The 17166-nt window shown below is 64.3% G+C and carries 14 protein-coding genes and 2 pseudogenes; 13 read left to right on the top strand and 3 right to left on the bottom strand.

The window, feature by feature from the left end; translation table 11 throughout:
• Nucleotides 1–595: 595 nt before the first annotated feature.
• Nucleotides 596–1867, bottom strand: a complete 1272-nt coding sequence (locus tag FXB38_RS01630; RefSeq protein WP_148749041.1) for an MFS transporter — start codon at nt 1865–1867, stop codon at nt 596–598.
• Between the two features lie 277 nt (nt 1868–2144).
• Here FXB38_RS01630 and FXB38_RS01625 point away from each other — a divergent pair, with 277 nt between their 5' ends.
• From FXB38_RS01625 to ptsN, 9 genes are all read left to right on the top strand, one after another.
• Nucleotides 2145–3470 carry a UbiA family prenyltransferase gene (locus tag FXB38_RS01625; RefSeq protein ID WP_148749040.1) on the top strand — a complete coding sequence of 442 codons (1326 nt, stop codon included), beginning with the start codon at nt 2145–2147 and terminating at the stop codon, nt 3468–3470.
• On the top strand, nt 3470–5197 hold the full coding sequence (locus FXB38_RS01620; protein WP_148749039.1) for a hypothetical protein: 1728 nt from the start codon (nt 3470–3472) through the stop codon (nt 5195–5197). Before FXB38_RS01625 ends, FXB38_RS01620 begins: the two co-directional genes overlap by 1 nt.
• Before the next feature lie 153 nt (nt 5198–5350).
• Complete coding sequence (locus FXB38_RS01615; protein WP_148749038.1) at nt 5351–5965, top strand: ribonuclease D; 615 nt, start codon at nt 5351–5353, stop codon at nt 5963–5965.
• A gap of 185 nt (nt 5966–6150) precedes the next feature.
• Nucleotides 6151–6876 (top strand): LPS export ABC transporter periplasmic protein LptC, encoded by a 726-nt coding sequence (lptC, locus tag FXB38_RS01610; protein ID WP_148749037.1) that lies wholly within the window; start codon nt 6151–6153, stop codon nt 6874–6876.
• A gap of 5 nt (nt 6877–6881) precedes the next feature.
• Complete coding sequence (locus FXB38_RS01605; protein ID WP_187434603.1) at nt 6882–7613, top strand: LptA/OstA family protein; 732 nt, start codon at nt 6882–6884, stop codon at nt 7611–7613.
• Between the two features lie 215 nt (nt 7614–7828).
• The gene (gene lptB / locus FXB38_RS01600) at nt 7829–8842 is read left to right on the top strand and encodes an LPS export ABC transporter ATP-binding protein (protein WP_148749035.1); all 1014 of its coding nucleotides are present in this window, start codon (nt 7829–7831) and stop codon (nt 8840–8842) included.
• 91 nt (nt 8843–8933) lie between these two features.
• On the top strand, nt 8934–10562 hold the full coding sequence (gene rpoN, locus FXB38_RS01595; RefSeq protein ID WP_148749034.1) for an RNA polymerase factor sigma-54: 1629 nt from the start codon (nt 8934–8936) through the stop codon (nt 10560–10562).
• Nucleotides 10563–10736: 174 nt separating this feature from the next.
• Nucleotides 10737–11336 (top strand): ribosome hibernation-promoting factor, HPF/YfiA family, encoded by a 600-nt coding sequence (gene hpf / locus FXB38_RS01590; protein WP_148749033.1) that lies wholly within the window; start codon nt 10737–10739, stop codon nt 11334–11336.
• 212 nt (nt 11337–11548) lie between these two features.
• Nucleotides 11549–12010, top strand: coding sequence for a PTS IIA-like nitrogen regulatory protein PtsN (ptsN, locus tag FXB38_RS01585; RefSeq protein ID WP_014438750.1), 462 nt, complete (start codon nt 11549–11551; stop codon nt 12008–12010).
• 147 nt (nt 12011–12157) lie between these two features.
• Here the strand turns inward: ptsN and FXB38_RS01580 are convergent, their stop codons facing one another.
• Nucleotides 12158–12796 carry a TetR/AcrR family transcriptional regulator gene (locus FXB38_RS01580; protein ID WP_148749032.1) on the bottom strand — a complete coding sequence of 213 codons (639 nt, stop codon included), beginning with the start codon at nt 12794–12796 and terminating at the stop codon, nt 12158–12160.
• Nucleotides 12797–13082: 286 nt separating this feature from the next.
• Between FXB38_RS01580 and FXB38_RS01575 the strand changes: the two genes are divergently transcribed.
• From FXB38_RS01575 to FXB38_RS43580, 4 genes and pseudogenes are all read left to right on the top strand, one after another.
• Nucleotides 13083–13886 carry an SDR family NAD(P)-dependent oxidoreductase gene (locus FXB38_RS01575; protein ID WP_148749031.1) on the top strand — a complete coding sequence of 268 codons (804 nt, stop codon included), beginning with the start codon at nt 13083–13085 and terminating at the stop codon, nt 13884–13886.
• A gap of 36 nt (nt 13887–13922) precedes the next feature.
• Nucleotides 13923–15053 carry a DUF5938 domain-containing protein gene (locus tag FXB38_RS01570; protein ID WP_148749030.1) on the top strand — a complete coding sequence of 377 codons (1131 nt, stop codon included), beginning with the start codon at nt 13923–13925 and terminating at the stop codon, nt 15051–15053.
• Nucleotides 15054–15110: 57 nt separating this feature from the next.
• Nucleotides 15111–15548 (top strand): annotated as a pseudogene (locus tag FXB38_RS43585) (AMP-binding protein); the annotation flags it as partial.
• An 85-nt stretch (nt 15549–15633) separates the two neighbouring features.
• Nucleotides 15634–16650, top strand: a complete 1017-nt coding sequence (locus FXB38_RS43580; protein WP_347340216.1) for an AMP-binding protein — start codon at nt 15634–15636, stop codon at nt 16648–16650.
• Here the strand turns inward: FXB38_RS43580 and FXB38_RS43575 are convergent.
• Nucleotides 16647–16802: pseudogene (locus FXB38_RS43575) on the bottom strand (GNAT family N-acetyltransferase); the annotation flags it as partial. The gene FXB38_RS43580 and the pseudogene FXB38_RS43575 sit on opposite strands and share 4 nt — an antisense overlap.
• Nucleotides 16803–17166: the final 364 nt, after the last annotated feature.

The following is a 17166-nucleotide window of genomic DNA, read 5'->3' as shown; positions in this document are numbered from 1 at the left end:
TGGTAATTTCCCTGGAGGAGAGTGCCCTTCGGGGTCTTCCTGGGCTCTCCAACACGATGACCAAAGTGCGCGTCCAACCCAAGCGCGGTGCTAATGTCTGTGGGCTCCAACGTTGGGTGCACAATAAATAGCTCAATATCGATCCGTCGCGGCATACCCCCTTCTGCGGCCTTAGCTTCAAACTGTTCCGTCACATCGTACTCCTGGCGCGGCTCGAACCGGCTTGAAAACGGTACACAACGCCGGTTCCTACCGGACGGCTGAAAATCCCAGCAAATTCGGGCTTTCTCGATGGTCGCAATCCGATCCTTTCCTGGGCACCACTTTAAGTCGGTGCGACCGTTATTCGGCAGCGCCACCTCGTAGAAAATCTAGTCTTTTGGTCCCGTTTACGGATCACGTCTGGTCGACGTTACCGGCAAATTTCGCCTCTAGTCGGTCAAAATTCTCAGAACTCGGCTTTACCCGACCCGTCTTCGCGTCGTCGAGCCCGCGCGCGATCGCGGCGTCTAGCGCAACCAGCCTTGTGGGCAAGGTTTTCAAGGGCGTCGCCCGAGTTCGCTCGTATCGCCATGCTGCTTCACCTCCAGCGCCCTCACACCACACTCCGCCCCGCCCTTTCCGTCACCGACTTCTGCACAAAATACATCGCGACCAGCGTGATGATCGTCGTGGTGACGACGACGTAGCCGATCCGCTCGAAATGGAGCAGCGAACCATCAGGTTGTTGCGAGATGATCGCAGCCGCAAGCACCGAGCCGAGCCCGCCGGAAAGCTGCTGGAGCGAGGCGCTGACTGCGCTGAACGAGCCGCGTTGGCTCTGATCGGGGATCGCCGATATCAGCGCCTGCGACGGGATCATGCGCGAGAAGATGCCGACGAACAGCAGCACGTTGACGATGATCGCGGTCACCAGCGAGACGTGGCCGAGATGGGTGTAGATCAGCACCATGACAACCGTCATCGCGCAGCCGAACACGAAGGTCGGATATTTGCCGAAGGCGTCGCTGGCGCGGCCGACCAGCGGTCCCGTGACGATGCTGAACAGGCCGGAGACCAGATAGATCGTCGGCAGATGCACGATGTCGATGCCGATATTGTTGACGGTGAAGGCGCTGGAATACGGCATCAGCATGTAGCCGCCCGTCGCCAGCAATGTCGTGACCGCGAAGGCCAGCGTGTAGCGCGGCTCGCCGATGGTCGCGACCAGATGGTGGAACGGGTTTTTGTCCTGTTTCAGCTTCAGATGCGCGTCGACCGGCTCCATGGCGAAGGCGATGATGGCGATCGCCAGGATCGACAGGGCGATGATCGCAAAGAAGCAGACATGCCAGCTCCAGTGACTGGCGAGAAACAGTCCGGCCGGAACGCCCAGCACCTGGCTCGCGGCGAACGCCGTCTGCACGAAACCCATCACGCGGCCGCGCAAATGCAGCGGAAACAGATCGGTGACGATGGCCAGCACGATCGAGCCGATCACGCCGCCAAACAATCCGGTCACGATCCGGCCGAGCAGCAGCACGTGGTAGGTCTGCGCCAGCGCGCAGAGCAGCGTTCCGAGCGTGAAGCCGACATAGAAGAACAGCAGCAGCCGCTTGCGATCGAAACGGTCGGCAAAGCCGGCGGCGAGGATGCCGGAGAGTCCGGCGCTGAACGCATAGGCCGACACCGCGACGCCGAATTGCCCAGCGGTGATGTCGAGCGAGGGCATCAGGATGGCGCCGAGCGGCGACATGATGATGAAATCGAGGATGATCGTGAACTGGGCGAACGCGAGCAATGCCACGAGGAGTGACTGGTAGCGCGAAAAGCCGCGCTGGCGTTGCTGTTGATCGTCGATCGGCGCGGCGAGCGTCTGGTCTGTCATGGCACCTGATGCGTGTGAGAAGCTGGGCTCAGATAGGGTGGGCGAGGGCGATTTCCACGGGCACCGGCCTCAAGTTCCGCTGGTATATCGCGCGCACGCCGGATTGTGGGATCCCGGCAACACAGCCTGGCGGCGGACCCTTTCGGCCGCCGTTCGGCCGGTCGAATTAAGCCGCCCTTAGCGAATGCTCCCTAGGCTCGCGGCCGTCCATTTTCCTGCTCCCCGGCCTCCCCAGCCCTTGGGCCGGCCGTGTCGCGGTCAGTCAGAGCGTTTTCGGATGGAGCAGCCCGTCAGGCAGCACGATCGGAGTGAGGCCGCGCCGCAGGCCTCAGTGGTGCCGGGGCGCACCCTCCTCATCGATCTCGAAGGCGCTCTGTTGCGCTCGGAGCTGCTGATGGAGGCGCTGTTCTCGAGTCCCGCGCGCATGCTGGCCCGCTTCGGCGCGGGGGGGCGCGCCGGCATGGCGGCGCTCACGGATATTCTGGCGCGCGCCGAGCTCGACTACGCCCAGCTTCCCTATGATGCCGACGTGCTGAACCAGGCGCTGGTGGCGCGGGCGCGCGGCGCCAAGATTTTCCTGGTCGCCGGCCGCTTCGCCGAGCACGCCACGGGCATCGCCGCGCATCTCGGTTTTGACGGCGTCGTTACGCCCGCCGATCTTGCTGCGGGCGATCATCTGCCGTTCGATCGCGCCGCGATCGAGCGCATCGCGCATCGAAGCCGCGGCCGCGCGAGTCTGAATACCTGGGCGAAGGCGCTGCGGATCTATCAATATGCCAAGAACACGCTGGTGTTCGTGCCTGTCATCACGGCGCATCAGCTGAACCTTGCCACGCTCGGCACCACGCTGCTGGCGTTCCTGGCGTTCTCGGCCTGTGCGTCGGGCGCCTATCTGATGAACGATCTGCTCGACCTCGCCGCCGACCGCGAGCATCCGACCAAGCGCCACCGCGCGCTCGCGGCGGGCGACCTGCCGATCTCCTCGGCGCTATCGGCGATCCCCGCGCTGTGGCTGTTTGCCTTCGCCGCCAGCCTCTGCATCTCCTTGACCTTCCTCGGCGTGCTCGCCGCCTATCTTGCCACCACCATCGCCTATTCGCTTGTGCTCAAGCGCAAGATGCTGGTCGATATCGTGACGCTCGCCGGCCTCTATTCCTTGCGCATCGGCGCAGGCGCGGTCGCGGCCGGCGTCGTGCTGTCGGAGTGGCTGATGGTGTTCTCGCTGTTCGTGTTCACCTCGCTCGCGCTGATCAAGCGCTTCAGCGAGCTCAGCATGCGCCAGGGCGAAGGCCTCGCCGATCCCTCCAACCGCGACTACCGCATCAGCGATCTGCACATCATCGCCGCGATGGCGGCGGCGAGCGCCATGAATGCGGTGACGGTGTTCGCGCTCTACGTCTCGTCCTCCGCGGTGACGCCGCTCTACAGCCGTCCCTGGCTGCTGTGGCTGCTGGCGCCGCTGCTGCTGTACTGGTTCGGCCGCGCCCTGATGATCGCGCATCGCCGCGAGATGCCCGACGATCCCATCATCTACGCCTTCCGGGACGGCGCGAGCCGCACCACCGTGGCGGCGATGGTCTGTATCATGCTGGCGGCGATCTGATGAGCCTGGCGATATCGAGCCTGGGTACCGCGAGGCGGAAGGGCTTGCGGGCGCTCTCGCCTGCGATCGTGGATACGCTGGTGATTGCGGCGTTCGCGGCCGTGGTGTCCCTGCTGCGCACCGGCTTCGCCTTCGGCATCTGGAACAACCTGTTCCATCTTCCGATCGTCGGCGGGCTCGGCAACGAGCCGCAGTTTCACGATGACGCCTTCATCCAGTCCCTGCGCTATTTCGCCTCCGGTGTCTGGATCCTGCTGAACGACACCCAGAAGGACGTGGGGCAGACGGAAGTGCTGTTCTTCGTCCTGAATTATCTGTCGCGCCTGTTGTCTTTCGTCGGGTTCCTGTGCTGCGCCTCGCTGCTCGGCGTCGTCACGCGGCGCGACAAGATCGTCTTCAGCCTGATCCTGTGCGCGATCGCGTTCCTCGATGGTTACGCCCGGGCCGGCATGGGCGGACTGTTCGTGAACTATTTCACGCATTCCGAGATCGCCAACGGCACCGTCCTGCTCGCAATCTATTTCGCGGCGCGAGGATGGTTCACGTCGGCGGCCATTGCCTGCGGTGTCACCTTCTTCGTCAATGCCTTCGTTGCCGTCTGGCTGGCGCCGCTGCTGGTTCTCGTCGCGGTCACCTCGATGCTTCGAGGCGAGACGACGCTGCGGACCGTCTGGTGGCGGACCCTCGCCGGGCTCGTGATCTCGCTCCCCATTGCCTATCCGGTCTTGCATGCCGTGCTCGGCAATCCCGAGTTCGGCAAGCCGCCCGGTTTCGACTATCCGGCCTATCTCCGTGAATATTATGCCGGCCATTCGCTGATCACGGCGGTCGATCTCGACAGCATCCTCGTGATGGTCGCGGTGATCGCCGCCGGCGCCGCCGCGTTTGCGTGGTTCGGCGCCCGGGCGCGCGCGTTGCGGGCGGCCTATCTCGGCGCGGTCCTGGTCTATGCGGTCGGTATCGTCATTCCATTCGTCTCCGGCGCAAATCTCGTTCTCAATCTTCAACTGCTGCGTTCGGGGACCCAGATCTATCTGTTGGCCGGACTTGCCATGGCGGCGCTCGCGACCAACTGGCTGAGCCGTGACCGTGCGATCGCCTTCCTCCCGGGGTGCCTGATGGTGCTTTGCCTTGGCATCAACGGCATCGCAATCGCGCTGGTCGTTCCACTGGTTGTGGGCGTGATCCTGGCCACGGGCGTGACGGACGACGCGCCCGCCTCGCATCGCCGGTTCGGCTATGCGACGTTGGCGCTGGCGGGTCTGGTGCTATGGCCGCTTGCGGTCTGGCAGAACGTCGCCGTCAACCGCCTCTTCAACGATGCGGTCGATGAGTGGCAGGACGTCGGCAATTGGGCGCGCGCTGCGACACGGACCGATGCGATCTTCCTGCCGCTACCCCGTCGCGCGGAAACCACGACGGCGCATCCCGGGGACCTCGCGCTCGCGCGGGTGACCATCTTCGAATTCGTGGCGCATCGCCGCATCTGGGTCGACCAAAAGCGCGGCGCCGCCGCGATGTGGACGCCGTCCTACTACCCGATCTGGCACGAGCGCATGACCGAGACGGAGGCGCTGGAGTCCCACGCCGCAAGATTGGCCTATGCCGCGGGGCACGGCATCGATTACGTCGTTGATCGCTGCGAGACATTGTCCTCGCAGCGTGACGTGGTGTTCCGGACCGGACGGCTCTGCATCTCGGCCGCCGAACGCGCGCCGGCCAGTTGAAATACGGCCCCGATGCTTGCGCCGACCGTGGCCAGCAGCTACATCGCGGCGCGCAAGGCTGCTGGCGGATGTTCGGTCCGGCCGGCCCTCGCCAGTTGCCGCTTCAGGCATTAATTTGATCTAGCGCCGATTCGATTGAGGGTTTGAAACGCCATGACCGTACGCCTGCATCGCGGCGACCTGCCTGACCTCACCCGCTACACCGGCGCGGTGGCGATCGACACCGAGACCATGGGGTTGAACCCGCACCGCGACCGGCTCTGCGTGGTCCAGCTCTCGCCCGGCGACGGCAGCGCCGACGTGGTGCAGATCCCCAAGGGTCACACCGACGCGCCGAACCTGAAGGCCCTGCTGGCCAATCCCGCCATCACGAAGATCTTCCATTTCGCCCGGTTCGACGTCGCGGTGCTGTACCAGAGCCTCGGTGTGATGACCGGGCCGATCTACTGCACCAAGATCGCCTCCCGCCTGACCCGCACCTATACCGACCGCCATGGCCTCAAGGACCTCGTGCGCGAGGTGCTCAATATCGACCTCTCCAAGCAGCAGCAGTCGAGCGACTGGGGTTCCGACAGCCTGAGCGAGCCGCAGCTTGCCTACGCTGCCTCGGACGTGCTGCACCTGCACGCCCTGCGTGAGCGGCTCGACGCCATGCTGGTCCGGGAGGGCCGCACCGCGCTGGCCAAGGCCTGTTTCGACTTCCTGCCGACCCGCGCCCTGCTCGACCTCCAGGGCTGGGCGGAAGAGGACATTTTCGCGCACTCCTGAGCCGTTTAGCGGCACCTCAGGCTGAGGCTGCCGCCCCGTTTCGGACACTTTCGTAACGGCCTGTCCAAGGCTGGTATGCCCAAGGCTGCCTATTCCAAAGGCTGCATATTCCTGAGGTCGCGGGTACAATGGGGCGCCCTCGATTGGAGCCTTCTGACCAGGCAAGCGATGCCCCCGGAGCAGCGGTGAACTCGGCCCAGTTTCCAACCTACGACGCCGCGCTTGCGGCGAAGTTTGCCCGCGCGGCGCGCCACAGCCGCCTGGTGCGGATTTTGCGCATCGCGGTGCCGGTGACCGTGGTTCTGGCCATGGCCTCGATCGTCGCGGTCTCGACCTTCCTCAACCCCTTCACCATGATCCCGGTGAAGGTCGATTCCGGAAACATGGTGGTGACGGGCACCAGGATCACGATGGAATCGCCGCATTTGTCCGGCTTCACGCCGGACCAGCGGCCCTACGAGCTCTGGGCCAAGACCGCGACGCAGGACATCACGGATCCCGACCATGTCGATCTCAATGACCTCAAGGCAAAGGTGCTGATGGAAGACCAGTCGACCCTGTTTCTGGATGCCCGCACCGGCCGCTTCGACAACAAGCAGCAGCAGCTCGATCTGCACAAGGACATCTTCCTGCGCACCTCGACCGGCTACGAGGCGCGGTTGAACTCGGCGTTCGTCGACATGAACAAGGGCACGGTCTCCTCCGATGACCACGTCGACGTCAAGCTGACCAACGGCACGCTGACCGCGGATAGACTGCGCATCACGGAGGGCGGCGACGTCATCCGCTTCGAAGGCAATGTCGTGATGCATCTGGACAAGATCAGCACGGATGAGGCTGCGCCCGCGCCGGTCGAGCAGTCCGCGCCTGCGCCCGTGAAGTCCAAGAACAAATCTGCGAACTCAAAGTGATTTTCATGACTGATTTTTTTCCGCGCAACGACAGCAGGCGTCGCGCCATCGTCGCAGCGATCGCGCTTGGCGGCGCTGCACTGATTGCGGCCGGTGCAGCCCTCGCGCAAAGCACGATGCAAGGCGTGCCCAATGCGATGCAGGGCTTTTCGCAGAACCGCGATCAGCCGATCCAGATCGAGGCCGCCTCGCTCGAGATGCGCGACAAGAAGAAGGAAGCGACCTTCGCCGGCAATGTGAAGGTCGTGCAGGGCGACACCACCATGACCTCGAAGACGCTGGTGGTGTTCTACGAATCGAGCAGCGACAAGGCGGCCGCGCCGCAGGCTGCGCCGGCCCAATCCGCTTCTGCAAAAGGCCAGAAGGCGGCGCCGATGCAATCGGCGACACCGGGGCCGGGCGGCGCCTCCTCGATCAAGCGGCTGGAAGCGCGCGGCAGCGTCGTCGTCACCCAGAAGGACCAGGTGGTGACCGGCGAGACCGCGGTGTTCGACACCAAGACCAACCTCATCACCATGCTCGGCGGCGTCGTGCTGACGCAGTGCCAGAACGTGCTGCGCGGCGACCGCCTCATGGTCGACATGACCACCGGCGTCTCCCGGGTGGAATCCGACAGCGGCAAGGTGCAGGGCCTGTTCATCCAGTCCCAGGGCGGCGCGAACGGCAAATGCGGAACGCCGGTAGCCCCGGGCGCGGGCTCGCCCTTGCAGTTGCCCGGTTCAGGTAAACAAAAGTAAATTCAAGAGCTTGGCCCAGGTGCGGCCGATCCGAGGTTGAAGCTTGCCCGGCGAGGCTGTATCTAGCGCGCAGGGCTTTCTAAGCGGGGTCCGCCGCTTTTCGGGCGTGTTTCACTGGGCATGAGACATCCCTACACTCATGCTGCGTCGGCGAAGCAAGCGGCCGGCGCGGCAGACCGCGCGAGCACCGCGCAGGATCCGTAAAGAAGGCGGGGATGGTCGATCTATTCAGCATGTTCCGTCGGCGCCCCGCCAAGCGCGGCCGGCCAGGATTTGCCCGTCAGGACATTACCGCGCTCGGTGACAGCGTCGGCGGCCTGGTGGCGAGCCCGGTGCGGGACGCGCCGCCGATTGCCCGTGACCAGCCCATGCAGGCCTCGGACCCCTATGGCGTTGAGGCCCGGCCGCGGACGCGTCAGCCGGCCGCGCAACCGCCCAAAGCCAAATCCAGCGCCAGGCCCGCTGCAAAGTCCAACGGCACGGGCGGGCCGCAACTCCTGAAGCGGCCGGGCTTCCTGGCTGTGCATAGCGTGGAAAAGAGTTTCGGCAGCCGCCAGGTCGTGCGCGGCGTCAGCATCTATGTGCGGCGCGGCGAAGCGGTCGGCCTGCTCGGCCCGAACGGCGCCGGCAAGACCACCGTGTTCTACATGATCACCGGGCTGATCAAGGCCGATCGCGGCGCGATCGAGCTCGACGGTCACGACGTCACCAAGCTGCCGATGTATCAGCGCGCGCGGCTCGGCATCGGCTATCTGCCGCAGGAAGCCTCGATCTTCCGCGGCCTCACCGTCGAGCAGAACATCCGCGCCGTGCTCGAAGTGGTCGAGCCGTCGCGCAAGAAGCGCGAGCAGCAGCTCGACTCCCTGCTCGACGAGTTCAACATCACGCGCCTGCGGAAATCGCCGTCGATCGCGCTGTCCGGCGGTGAGCGCCGCCGCGTCGAGATCGCGCGCGCGCTCGCGACGCGTCCGAACTACATGCTGCTCGACGAGCCCTTCGCCGGCATCGATCCGATTGCGGTCGGTGACATTCAGGACCTGGTTCGCCATCTCACCAATCGCGGCATCGGCGTGCTCATCACCGACCACAATGTGCGCGAGACGCTTGGCCTCACCGACCGCGCCTATATCGTCTATGCCGGTGAAATCCTGACGGAGGGGAGCCCGGACGAGATCGTCGCCGATCCGGATGTTCGTCGCCTTTACCTTGGCGAGGAGTTCCGCCTCTAGCCCTTTTTTCCATTTCGTCAAGGCGTGTACATCGGGCCAGGACTAAGATAAGCAAGAATTGGACCAATTTTTTGGGAACGGTTCTTGTTAAATGGCGCTTACGCAGAGATTAGAGTTCCGGCAATCGCAGTCGCTGGTCATGACGCCGCAGCTGATGCAGGCGATCAAGCTGCTGCAATTGTCCAATCTCGATCTCACCACCTTCGTGGAGGAGGAGCTCGAGCGTAATCCCCTGCTGGAGCGGGCCAATGACGAGGCCCCCGGCGGCGAAGCCCCGGCCGAGGCCGGCCAGTTCAGCGACAACGATGGCGATGATTCAGGCAGCCAGGGTGCTGATGACGGTTTTGGCGGCAGCGGCAACGCCTTCGAGCCGGGCCAGGAAGAATGGATGAGCAAGGATCTCGGCACCCGCGCCGAGATCGAGCAGACCCTGGATACGGGCCTGGACAACGTCTTCTCGGAGGAGCCCGCCGAGGCGGCGGCGCGCAACGCCCAGGACGTCGCGCCGACCACCTACACGGAATGGGGCGGCGGCGCCTCCGGCGACGAGGACTACAATCTCGAAGCCTTCGTCGCGGCGGAAACCACGCTGGGCGACCATCTTGCCGAGCAGCTTTCGGTTGCCTTCACCGGTGCGGCGCAGCGCATGATCGGGCAGTATTTGATCGACCTCGTCGACGAGGCCGGCTATCTGCCGGGCGATCTCGGGCAAGCCGCCGAACGGCTTGGCGCGTCGCAAGCCGACGTCGACGGCGTTCTTGCCGTGCTGCAAAAATTCGATCCGCCCGGCGTCTGCGCGCGCAATTTGAGCGAATGCCTGGCGATCCAGCTCCGCGAGCTCGACCGCTACGATCCCGCGATGCAGGCGCTGGTCGAGCATCTCGATCTCCTTGCCAAGCGCGACATCGCAGGTCTGCGCAAGGTTTGCGGCGTCGACGACGAGGACATCGCCGACATGATCGGCGAAATTCGCCGCCTCAATCCCAAGCCCGGCATGAAGTTCGGCTCGGCGCGGCTGCAGACCATGGTGCCTGACGTCTATGTCCGCCCGGGTCCGGACGGCGGCTGGCATGTCGAGCTCAACAGCGACACCTTGCCGCGTGTGCTGGTCAACCAGACCTACTATTCCGAGCTGTCGAAGAAAAAAGGCAAGGACGGCGACAAGTCGTATTTCACCGACGCGCTGCAGAACGCGACCTGGCTGGTGCGCGCGCTCGACCAGCGCGCCCGTACCATCCTGAAGGTTGCAACCGAGATCGTGCGGCAGCAGGACGGCTTCTTCACCCATGGCGTCGCGCATCTGCGGCCGCTGAATCTGAAGGCCGTCGCCGACGCCATCCAGATGCATGAATCCACGGTGTCGCGCGTCACCGCCAACAAATACATGGCGACAAATCGCGGCACATTCGAGTTGAAATATTTCTTCACGGCGTCGATCGCCTCGGCCGACGGCGGCGAGGCGCATTCGGCGGAAGCCGTGCGTCACCACATCAAGCAGCTGATCGATTCGGAGCTACCGGCCGCGATCCTGTCGGATGATACCATCGTGGAACGCTTGCGCGCCTCGGGCATTGATATTGCCCGCCGCACGGTCGCGAAGTACCGCGAAGCCATGCGCATTCCGTCCTCGGTGCAACGCCGTCGTGACAAGCAGAGCGCTCTTGGTAACGTCCTTTCCACCGCAATGTCCGATCGCTCCCGCAACACCGAACCGGCCTGATTGCGCTGGCGCGAAATCGCGCTACTCTCATCCTCCCTGTCGCGACCGATCCAAGCACGCGCATGATCCGGAAAAGTGTCCGGCGGTTTTCCGGCCAGATCATGCGCAGGGAACAACCCGAGCTGCGATGACGCAGTCCATGGCAGCTCGGCGTCAAACCAAGCGAGGCATCACATGACTCTTCGGATTTCGGGCAAGAGCGTCAGCGTTGGCGAGGCCCTGCGCGGCCGCGTGACCGACCGGACCGATGAGGTCCTGCGTAAATATTTCGACGGCAATTATTCCGGCCACATCACCCTGAGCAAGGATGGCTTCGGCTTCCGGACCGATTGCGCGCTGCATCTCGATTCGGGAATTACGCTGGAGGCCGAATCGAACGCGCCGGACGCCTATGCCAGCGCCGACCAGGCTCTGATCATGATCGAGAAGCGGCTCAAGCGCTACAAGAGCCGGCTCAAGGACCGTTCGGCCCGCAAGACCCATGTCGCCTCCGCGGCGCTGGCTGCGCTCGACGCGACTGCTTACGTGCTCGAGGCGCCGGGCGAGGGGGAAGACGAGGACGAGGTCACCGGCTACAGCCCCGTGATCATCGCCGAGGCCACGACGTCGCTAAAGCAGATGTCGGTCAGCGAAGCCGTCATGGAACTCGACCTCAGCGGGGCACCCTGCCTGGTATTCCAGCACGGTTCCTCGGGCCGGGTGAACATCATCTACCGCCGGGCCGACGGGAATGTCGGCTGGATCGACCCCCCGGGCGCCAAATCGGGCGGCTAGGAGTCCCCGTATCAACCACAGCCCTTAACAATGAGCAGGGCAAAGCCGCACGCGGGAGTTGGCACCGGGATTGCGTTGGAGTAGAAGCGCCCCAACATCAGGATCGGGGCTAAGTCCGCCTCCTGCTTCACCTTCTTGACGCCGGCCGGGCTCGATCTGATCGAGCCGGCCAATTCGGAACCTGACGGTTTAATTCACCTCGGAACACTTCCATGCCGATTACCGATCTGGTCGCGCCCGAGGCGATACTTCCGGCATTGAAGGTCAACAGCAAGAAGCAGGCGCTCCAGGAGCTCGCAGCCAGGGCAGCGGAGCTGACCGGCCAGAACGAGCGCTCCGTGTTCGAGGTGCTGCTCCAGCGCGAGAAGCTCGGCACCACCGCGGTCGGTTACGGCGTCGCCATTCCCCACGGCAAGCTGCCCAAGCTGGAAAAGATTTTCGGCCTGTTCGCCCGGCTCGATCGCCCGATCGATTTCGAGGCGATGGACGGCCAGCCGGTCGACCTCGTCTTCCTGCTGCTCGCCCCCGAAGGCGCCGGCGCCGATCATCTCAAGGCGCTCGCCCGCATCGCCCGCCTGCTGCGCGACCAGGACATCGCCAAGAAGCTCCGCGCCTCGCGCGATGCGCAGGCGATCTACTCGGTGCTGGCGCTGCCGCCCGCGACCGCGGCGTAATCGCTCGTCATCGAGCGCGTAGCTGTCTCAACGCCGTCATTGCGAGCGCAGCGAAGCAATCCAGAGTCCCTCCGCGGAAAGATTCTGGATTGCTTCGCTGCGCTCGCAATGACGACGCGGAAACATCACCGGCGCCGCCCGTGCGCTTCAGCAGACCGTCGGCAGCAGGTGCCGGACTTCGTCGAGCAGTTCGGGCATCGCCGTCTTGTCACCCGCGAGGTGCTTGAGCAGAGCACTCTGGAATAGACCGTCGAACAGTGCATAGAGCGCGGCTGGCGACGACGCCGGCCGCTTGCCGCCGAGCTCGGCATAGCGGGAGGCGATGCGCCAGATCATCGCTTCCAGGCTCTTGTCGATCTCGAGCACGTCCTTGCGAAACGCCGCCTCGAACATCGCCTGCGAGCGCAGGTCGTACCAGAGGCGGTGCATACGGGCTTCGTTCTGCAGCGTTGCTGCGAGCTTGCCGAGGAAACCCTCCGTCAGTTCGTCGCGGCTCGTTGCTGTCGCGACGACATCGTCATATCGCGTCACGCACTTCGCCTTGTAGTGGCGGACGCAGCAGCAGATCAGGTCGAGCTTGTCGCTGAAATAATAGTGGAACACGCCGTGCGTGAACGCCGAGTTCTGCGCGATTTCGCGCAGGCTGGTGCGTGCGAAGCCGAGCTCTCCAAGCGTTTCGAGCGCGGCCTCGGCAAGCTCGATGCGCCGCGCATTGAACTTCTCGTCGCGCAGCACCTCGGCCGCATCAGCCACACGCCGGGCCGCTCCCGTCACCTGCCGCGCCATCACGTCCCTTCCTCAGTCCCGTTCTTTCAAGGACTTATACCGCGCCGACCGCGGCAATGCTCCATCCCCTCACAACCACTTCCTTTGACAACTGTCAAATTCGTTCTTGACAAGTGTCAAGATTCTGGCGGAGGTTCGCACCAAGAATTTGGACAGTCGTCAAGACATCCGACCATGGAGGAACGCTTCGCTGGGTGCCGCCGAAAGGCTTGGCGCCCATCGACCTGGTGCGCGCCGATCGGCGCCAGCACGCATCGATCAATCACCAGCAACGGAGGAGTGCGTCATGAGTGGGAAGAGCCTTGCAGGCAGGAAAGCCCTGGTCACCGGCGGTGCCAGAGGAATCGGCGCGGCCATCGCGCAGGCGTTGGCGCGCGCCGGCGCCTCGATCATGATCGCCGACATCCTGGAGGAGACCGGCCGTGCCAGCGCGGCCGCAATCGCGAAGGAAGACGTGACGACGGGATTCGTCCAGCTCGACGTCACCGATGACGCCCAATGGGAGCGGGCGATCGCCAAGACGGTCGCAACCCTCGGTGGCTACGACATCCTGATCAACAATGCCGGCATCGAGATCACGTCGCTGATCTCCGAGGTCAAGGCCGAGGACGCGCGGCGGATGTGCGACGTCAATATCGTCGGCACCGTGCTCGGCATGAAGCACGCCTTCCGTGCCATGCGCCCGGGCGGGCCGGCCGGCAAGGGCGGCGCCGTCGTCAACATCGCCTCGGTTGCGGCGACGATCGCCTTTCCCGGCATCGCGGTCTATTCGGGCACCAAATCCGCGGTCGACCGCATGACGCGGGTCGGAGCGATGGAAGCCGGCAAGCTCGGCTTCGGCGTGCGCGTGAACTGCATCTATCCGGGCCTGATACCGACCGACATGGGCATGCAGCTCGCCAACGACATCGTCAAGGTAGGACTCGCGGCTGACGTCAACGCTGCGGTCGGCTCGGTGGTCGAGCAAACCCCACTCGGCCGGCTCGCAGAGGTCTCGGACATTGGCGATGCCGCGGTGTTCCTGTGCTCGAACGAGGCGCGCTTCATCACCGGCATCGGACTGCCGGTCGATGGCGGCATGGGCATGTGACAACAAGGCCGACAACAAGCAATTTGGAGGATCGCAATGAGCGAGAAGAAGCCCGTCATCGTCTATGGCGCTTCCGGCTACACCGGCCGGCTGGTCTGCGAATACTTACGCGAGTACAACATCCCCTTCATCGCCGCCGGCCGCAGCGCTGAGAAGCTCAACGCCGCGATGAAGTCGAATGTGGCCGGCATCGAGACCGCCGACTACGAGGTGGTTAAGGTGCCGCACACCGTGGCCGCGCTGACTGAATTGTTCAAGGGCGCCTCGGTGGTGCTCAACACCGTGGGCCCCTTCGCCAAGTTCGGTGGCGAAGTGGTGCAGGCTTGCCTGGCTTCCAAGTGTCATTACACCGACACCACCGGCGAGCAGGACTGGCTGATCACGCTCGAGCAGGAGTGGGGCGCGAAGTTCGCCAATGCCGGGCTGCTGTTGGCGCCGGGCATCGCGCAGATGTACACCACCGGCGAGATCGCCGCGCAGCTGTGCCTGGAGACGCCCGGCCTCGACACGCTGGATATCGCCGTGTTCTGGGGTGGCAGCCCGACCATCGCATCGACGCAGACCATCCTGGTCAACGCCGCGATGGCCAAGGCCTACTACTTGGAGCAGAACAAGTACGTCGAGCATCAGCCCGATGCCGGCCTCTACAACCTCGCCATCCCCGGCCAGCACGAGCTGGCGCTGGCGCTGCCCTGGGGCGGCACCTCGCACCCGGTGTGGTTCAAGCGCGATCCGCACGTGGCCAACGTGAAGGTGCTGGGCGGCGTGTTCAACCGCGGGCTGATGCTGGCCGTGCCGCAGATCGTCGCCGCCGCGCTGGACGCGACCAAGGACATGAAGCCCGACGACCGCTACGCCGCGTTGGCGCAGACCGCCGCCGGTGTGATGAACACTATGCCGCCGCGCGAGAACCCGCGCGTCAACAAGTCGCTGGATTCGGTGCATGCCTCCGGCCCGTTGGGGCGCGCGCACTGCGTCATCAATGGCAACAGCAACTACAAGCAGACCGGCATGTTGCAGGCCTATGCCGCGGCGCACCTGCTGCAGCAGCCTCCGAAGCGCGTGGGGTTCGCCTCCGGCTGCCAGGCGTTCGGCCATCACGAGCTGCTCGGGCAATTGCGCAGCTTCGGGCTCGTCAGCAAGCCTGTTCTGACCGTGCACGATTAAGTCAATCGCGGGTGGCGCGGTCCTCCGCGTCACCCGCTGCCGCTTCGGGTGTTGATCATGCGCTTCATCGATTACCTGGACAAAGGTGCCTCGCTCGGCGCCGACGCGCCGTGCCTCACCATGGACGGGCGCGACCTCAGCTATGGCGAGGTGCAGTTGCTGAGCTACCGCGTCGCGCGCGGGCTCGCGCGATCGGGTATTGCTGCCGGCGAGAAGGTCGCAATCCTTTCCGGCAACGATCCGGTCGCGTTTGCTTGCGTGTTCGGCATTTCCCGTGGCGGTGCGGTCTGGTGCCCGATCAATCCGCGCAACGAGGCGGTCGAAAATCGGCTCATCCTCGACCAATTCGACTGCAGCCTGCTGCTGTTCCATTCAAGCTTTGCACCGATGGTCGAGGCGGTGCGTGCAGAGCTGCCAAAGCTGCGCGCCCTCGTCTGCCTCGATGCCGAGTTATCCTTCGCCCCCTCGTTCGACAGCTGGCTCGCCGGCCTCGCCGACGACCGCTATCAACGCGAGACGATCGACGATCTCGCGATGATCCCCGGCACGGGGGGGCACCACCGGCAAGCCGAAGGGGGTCATGCTGTCGGGCCGAAATATCGAGGCTATGACGGCCCTAACGCTGATGGGCTATCCTTTCAAGGGGCGTCCGATCTATCTCGCGCTCGCGCCGCTGACCCACGCGGCCGGCGTGCTGTGTTTCCCGATCATGGCGCTTGGCGGCCGCATCGTGATCATGCACCACCCCGACATCGCCGAATTTCTTGATTTGATCGAGCGCTATCGCGTCACGCATACCTTCCTGCCGCCGACCGTGATCTACATGCTGCTCGATCATCCAAAGCTCGATTCCGCGAAGCTCGGGTCTCTGCAATGCTTCTGGTACGGTGCGGCGCCGATCTCGGCCGCGCGGCTTGCGGAGGCGCTCCAGCGTATCGGGCCGATGGCGCAGTTGTTCGGTCAGACCGAAGCGCCGATGATGATCTCGATGATGGCGCCTAGCGAGCATTACAATGCCGACGGCACGATCGCGATAGAGCGTCTCGCCTCGGCCGGGCGGATCAGCCCGCTGGTGCGGGCCGGCATCATGGATGGCGACGGCAATTTGCTGCCGACCGGCGCACGCGGCGAGATCGTGGTCCGCGGTTCGCTGGTGATGGAGGGCTATTACAAAAATCCCGAGGCGACAGCGGAGGCCTCCGCGCATGGCTGGCACCACACCGGCGACATCGGCTACATCGACGACAACGGCTACCTCTATATCGTCGATCGCGCCAAGGACATGATCATCACCGGCGGCTTCAACGTCTACTCGATCGAGGTCGAGAACGCGCTGCGCGCGCATGAGGCGGTGCAGGATTGCGCCGTGATTGGCCTTCCGGACGAGAAATGGGGTGAGCGGATCGTCGCCGTGGTGCAGCCCCGCGCCGGCCAAAGCGTCGATGCGGTTGCGCTGGCGGCGTTCGTCAAGCAGCGGATCGGTAGCGTCAAGACACCAAAGCAGATCGAAGTCTGGGACGATCTGCCGCGCTCCAAGGTCGGCAAGGTGCTGAAGCCGGACATCCGCGCGCGGCTGTCAGATCGCTCAGGCGATTAGAGGGTGCGCGACAAATAGCGCACGGTCTTGCTGCCGTTGTGGATGATCGCGCTGCCGACCTCGGCAAATCCCAGCGCAGCGTGAAAGGCATCCGACGCCGGATTCGGCGGCTGCCGATTGACTTCGCAGACGATGCGATCGTGTCCGGCCTGACATGGGCTTGGTTTCCGGAACGTGTGGCGGTGCCTGCGGCGTAACTTAAAGCCACTCGTCCATATCGTGTGGTTCCGATCGGACCTTCGCGCGAATCGATAGTCGAGCAAAGTTGACGATTGCGAGCGGCGAATTCGCGAGCGCAGCGACAATGTCTGCACCGGTTGGCTGAGTATTTGACTCACGAAGGCCTGGTTGAGCCGACACTCTGTTGGAATCGACAGTCAGCACTTCCCCCTATCTTGATCGCTTTCGTCGAGTCCGGGCATTCCGCGCTCCGTCCTAGTCGTGATTTGAAGAAGCTCAGTCGCAGTCGTGAAGACGGTGTACTCCCTCTCCCGCTTGCGGGGGAGGGCTGGGGCG

It is taken from the genome of Bradyrhizobium cytisi, from assembly GCF_008123515.1.
Taxonomy (GTDB): Bacteria; Pseudomonadota; Alphaproteobacteria; order Rhizobiales; family Xanthobacteraceae; genus Bradyrhizobium; species Bradyrhizobium cytisi.
Note: the sequence above shows the minus strand (reverse complement) of the source record. Positions and strands in the feature narration are given on the sequence as shown.

Bases quoted from the DNA above. Each gene is read 5' to 3' on its own strand.
- FXB38_RS01615 (WP_148749038.1), top strand. From the start codon at position 5,351: ATGACCGTACGCCTGCATCGCGGCGACCTGCCTGACCTCACCCGCTAC.
- FXB38_RS43580 (WP_347340216.1), top strand. From the start codon at position 15,634: ATGCTGTCGGGCCGAAATATCGAGGCTATGACGGCCCTAACGCTGATG.
- FXB38_RS01575 (WP_148749031.1), top strand. From the start codon at position 13,083: ATGAGTGGGAAGAGCCTTGCAGGCAGGAAAGCCCTGGTCACCGGCGGT.
- FXB38_RS01620 (WP_148749039.1), top strand. From the start codon at position 3,470: ATGAGCCTGGCGATATCGAGCCTGGGTACCGCGAGGCGGAAGGGCTTG.
- ptsN (WP_014438750.1), top strand. From the start codon at position 11,549: ATGCCGATTACCGATCTGGTCGCGCCCGAGGCGATACTTCCGGCATTG.
- FXB38_RS01630 (WP_148749041.1), bottom strand. From the start codon at position 1,867: ATGACAGACCAGACGCTCGCCGCGCCGATCGACGATCAACAGCAACGC.
- FXB38_RS01580 (WP_148749032.1), bottom strand. From the start codon at position 12,796: ATGGCGCGGCAGGTGACGGGAGCGGCCCGGCGTGTGGCTGATGCGGCC.
- hpf (WP_148749033.1), top strand. From the start codon at position 10,737: ATGACTCTTCGGATTTCGGGCAAGAGCGTCAGCGTTGGCGAGGCCCTG.
- FXB38_RS01625 (WP_148749040.1), top strand. From the start codon at position 2,145: ATGGAGCAGCCCGTCAGGCAGCACGATCGGAGTGAGGCCGCGCCGCAG.
- FXB38_RS01570 (WP_148749030.1), top strand. From the start codon at position 13,923: ATGAGCGAGAAGAAGCCCGTCATCGTCTATGGCGCTTCCGGCTACACC.
- rpoN (WP_148749034.1), top strand. From the start codon at position 8,934: ATGGCGCTTACGCAGAGATTAGAGTTCCGGCAATCGCAGTCGCTGGTC.
- lptB (WP_148749035.1), top strand. From the start codon at position 7,829: ATGGTCGATCTATTCAGCATGTTCCGTCGGCGCCCCGCCAAGCGCGGC.
- FXB38_RS01605 (WP_187434603.1), top strand. From the start codon at position 6,882: ATGACTGATTTTTTTCCGCGCAACGACAGCAGGCGTCGCGCCATCGTC.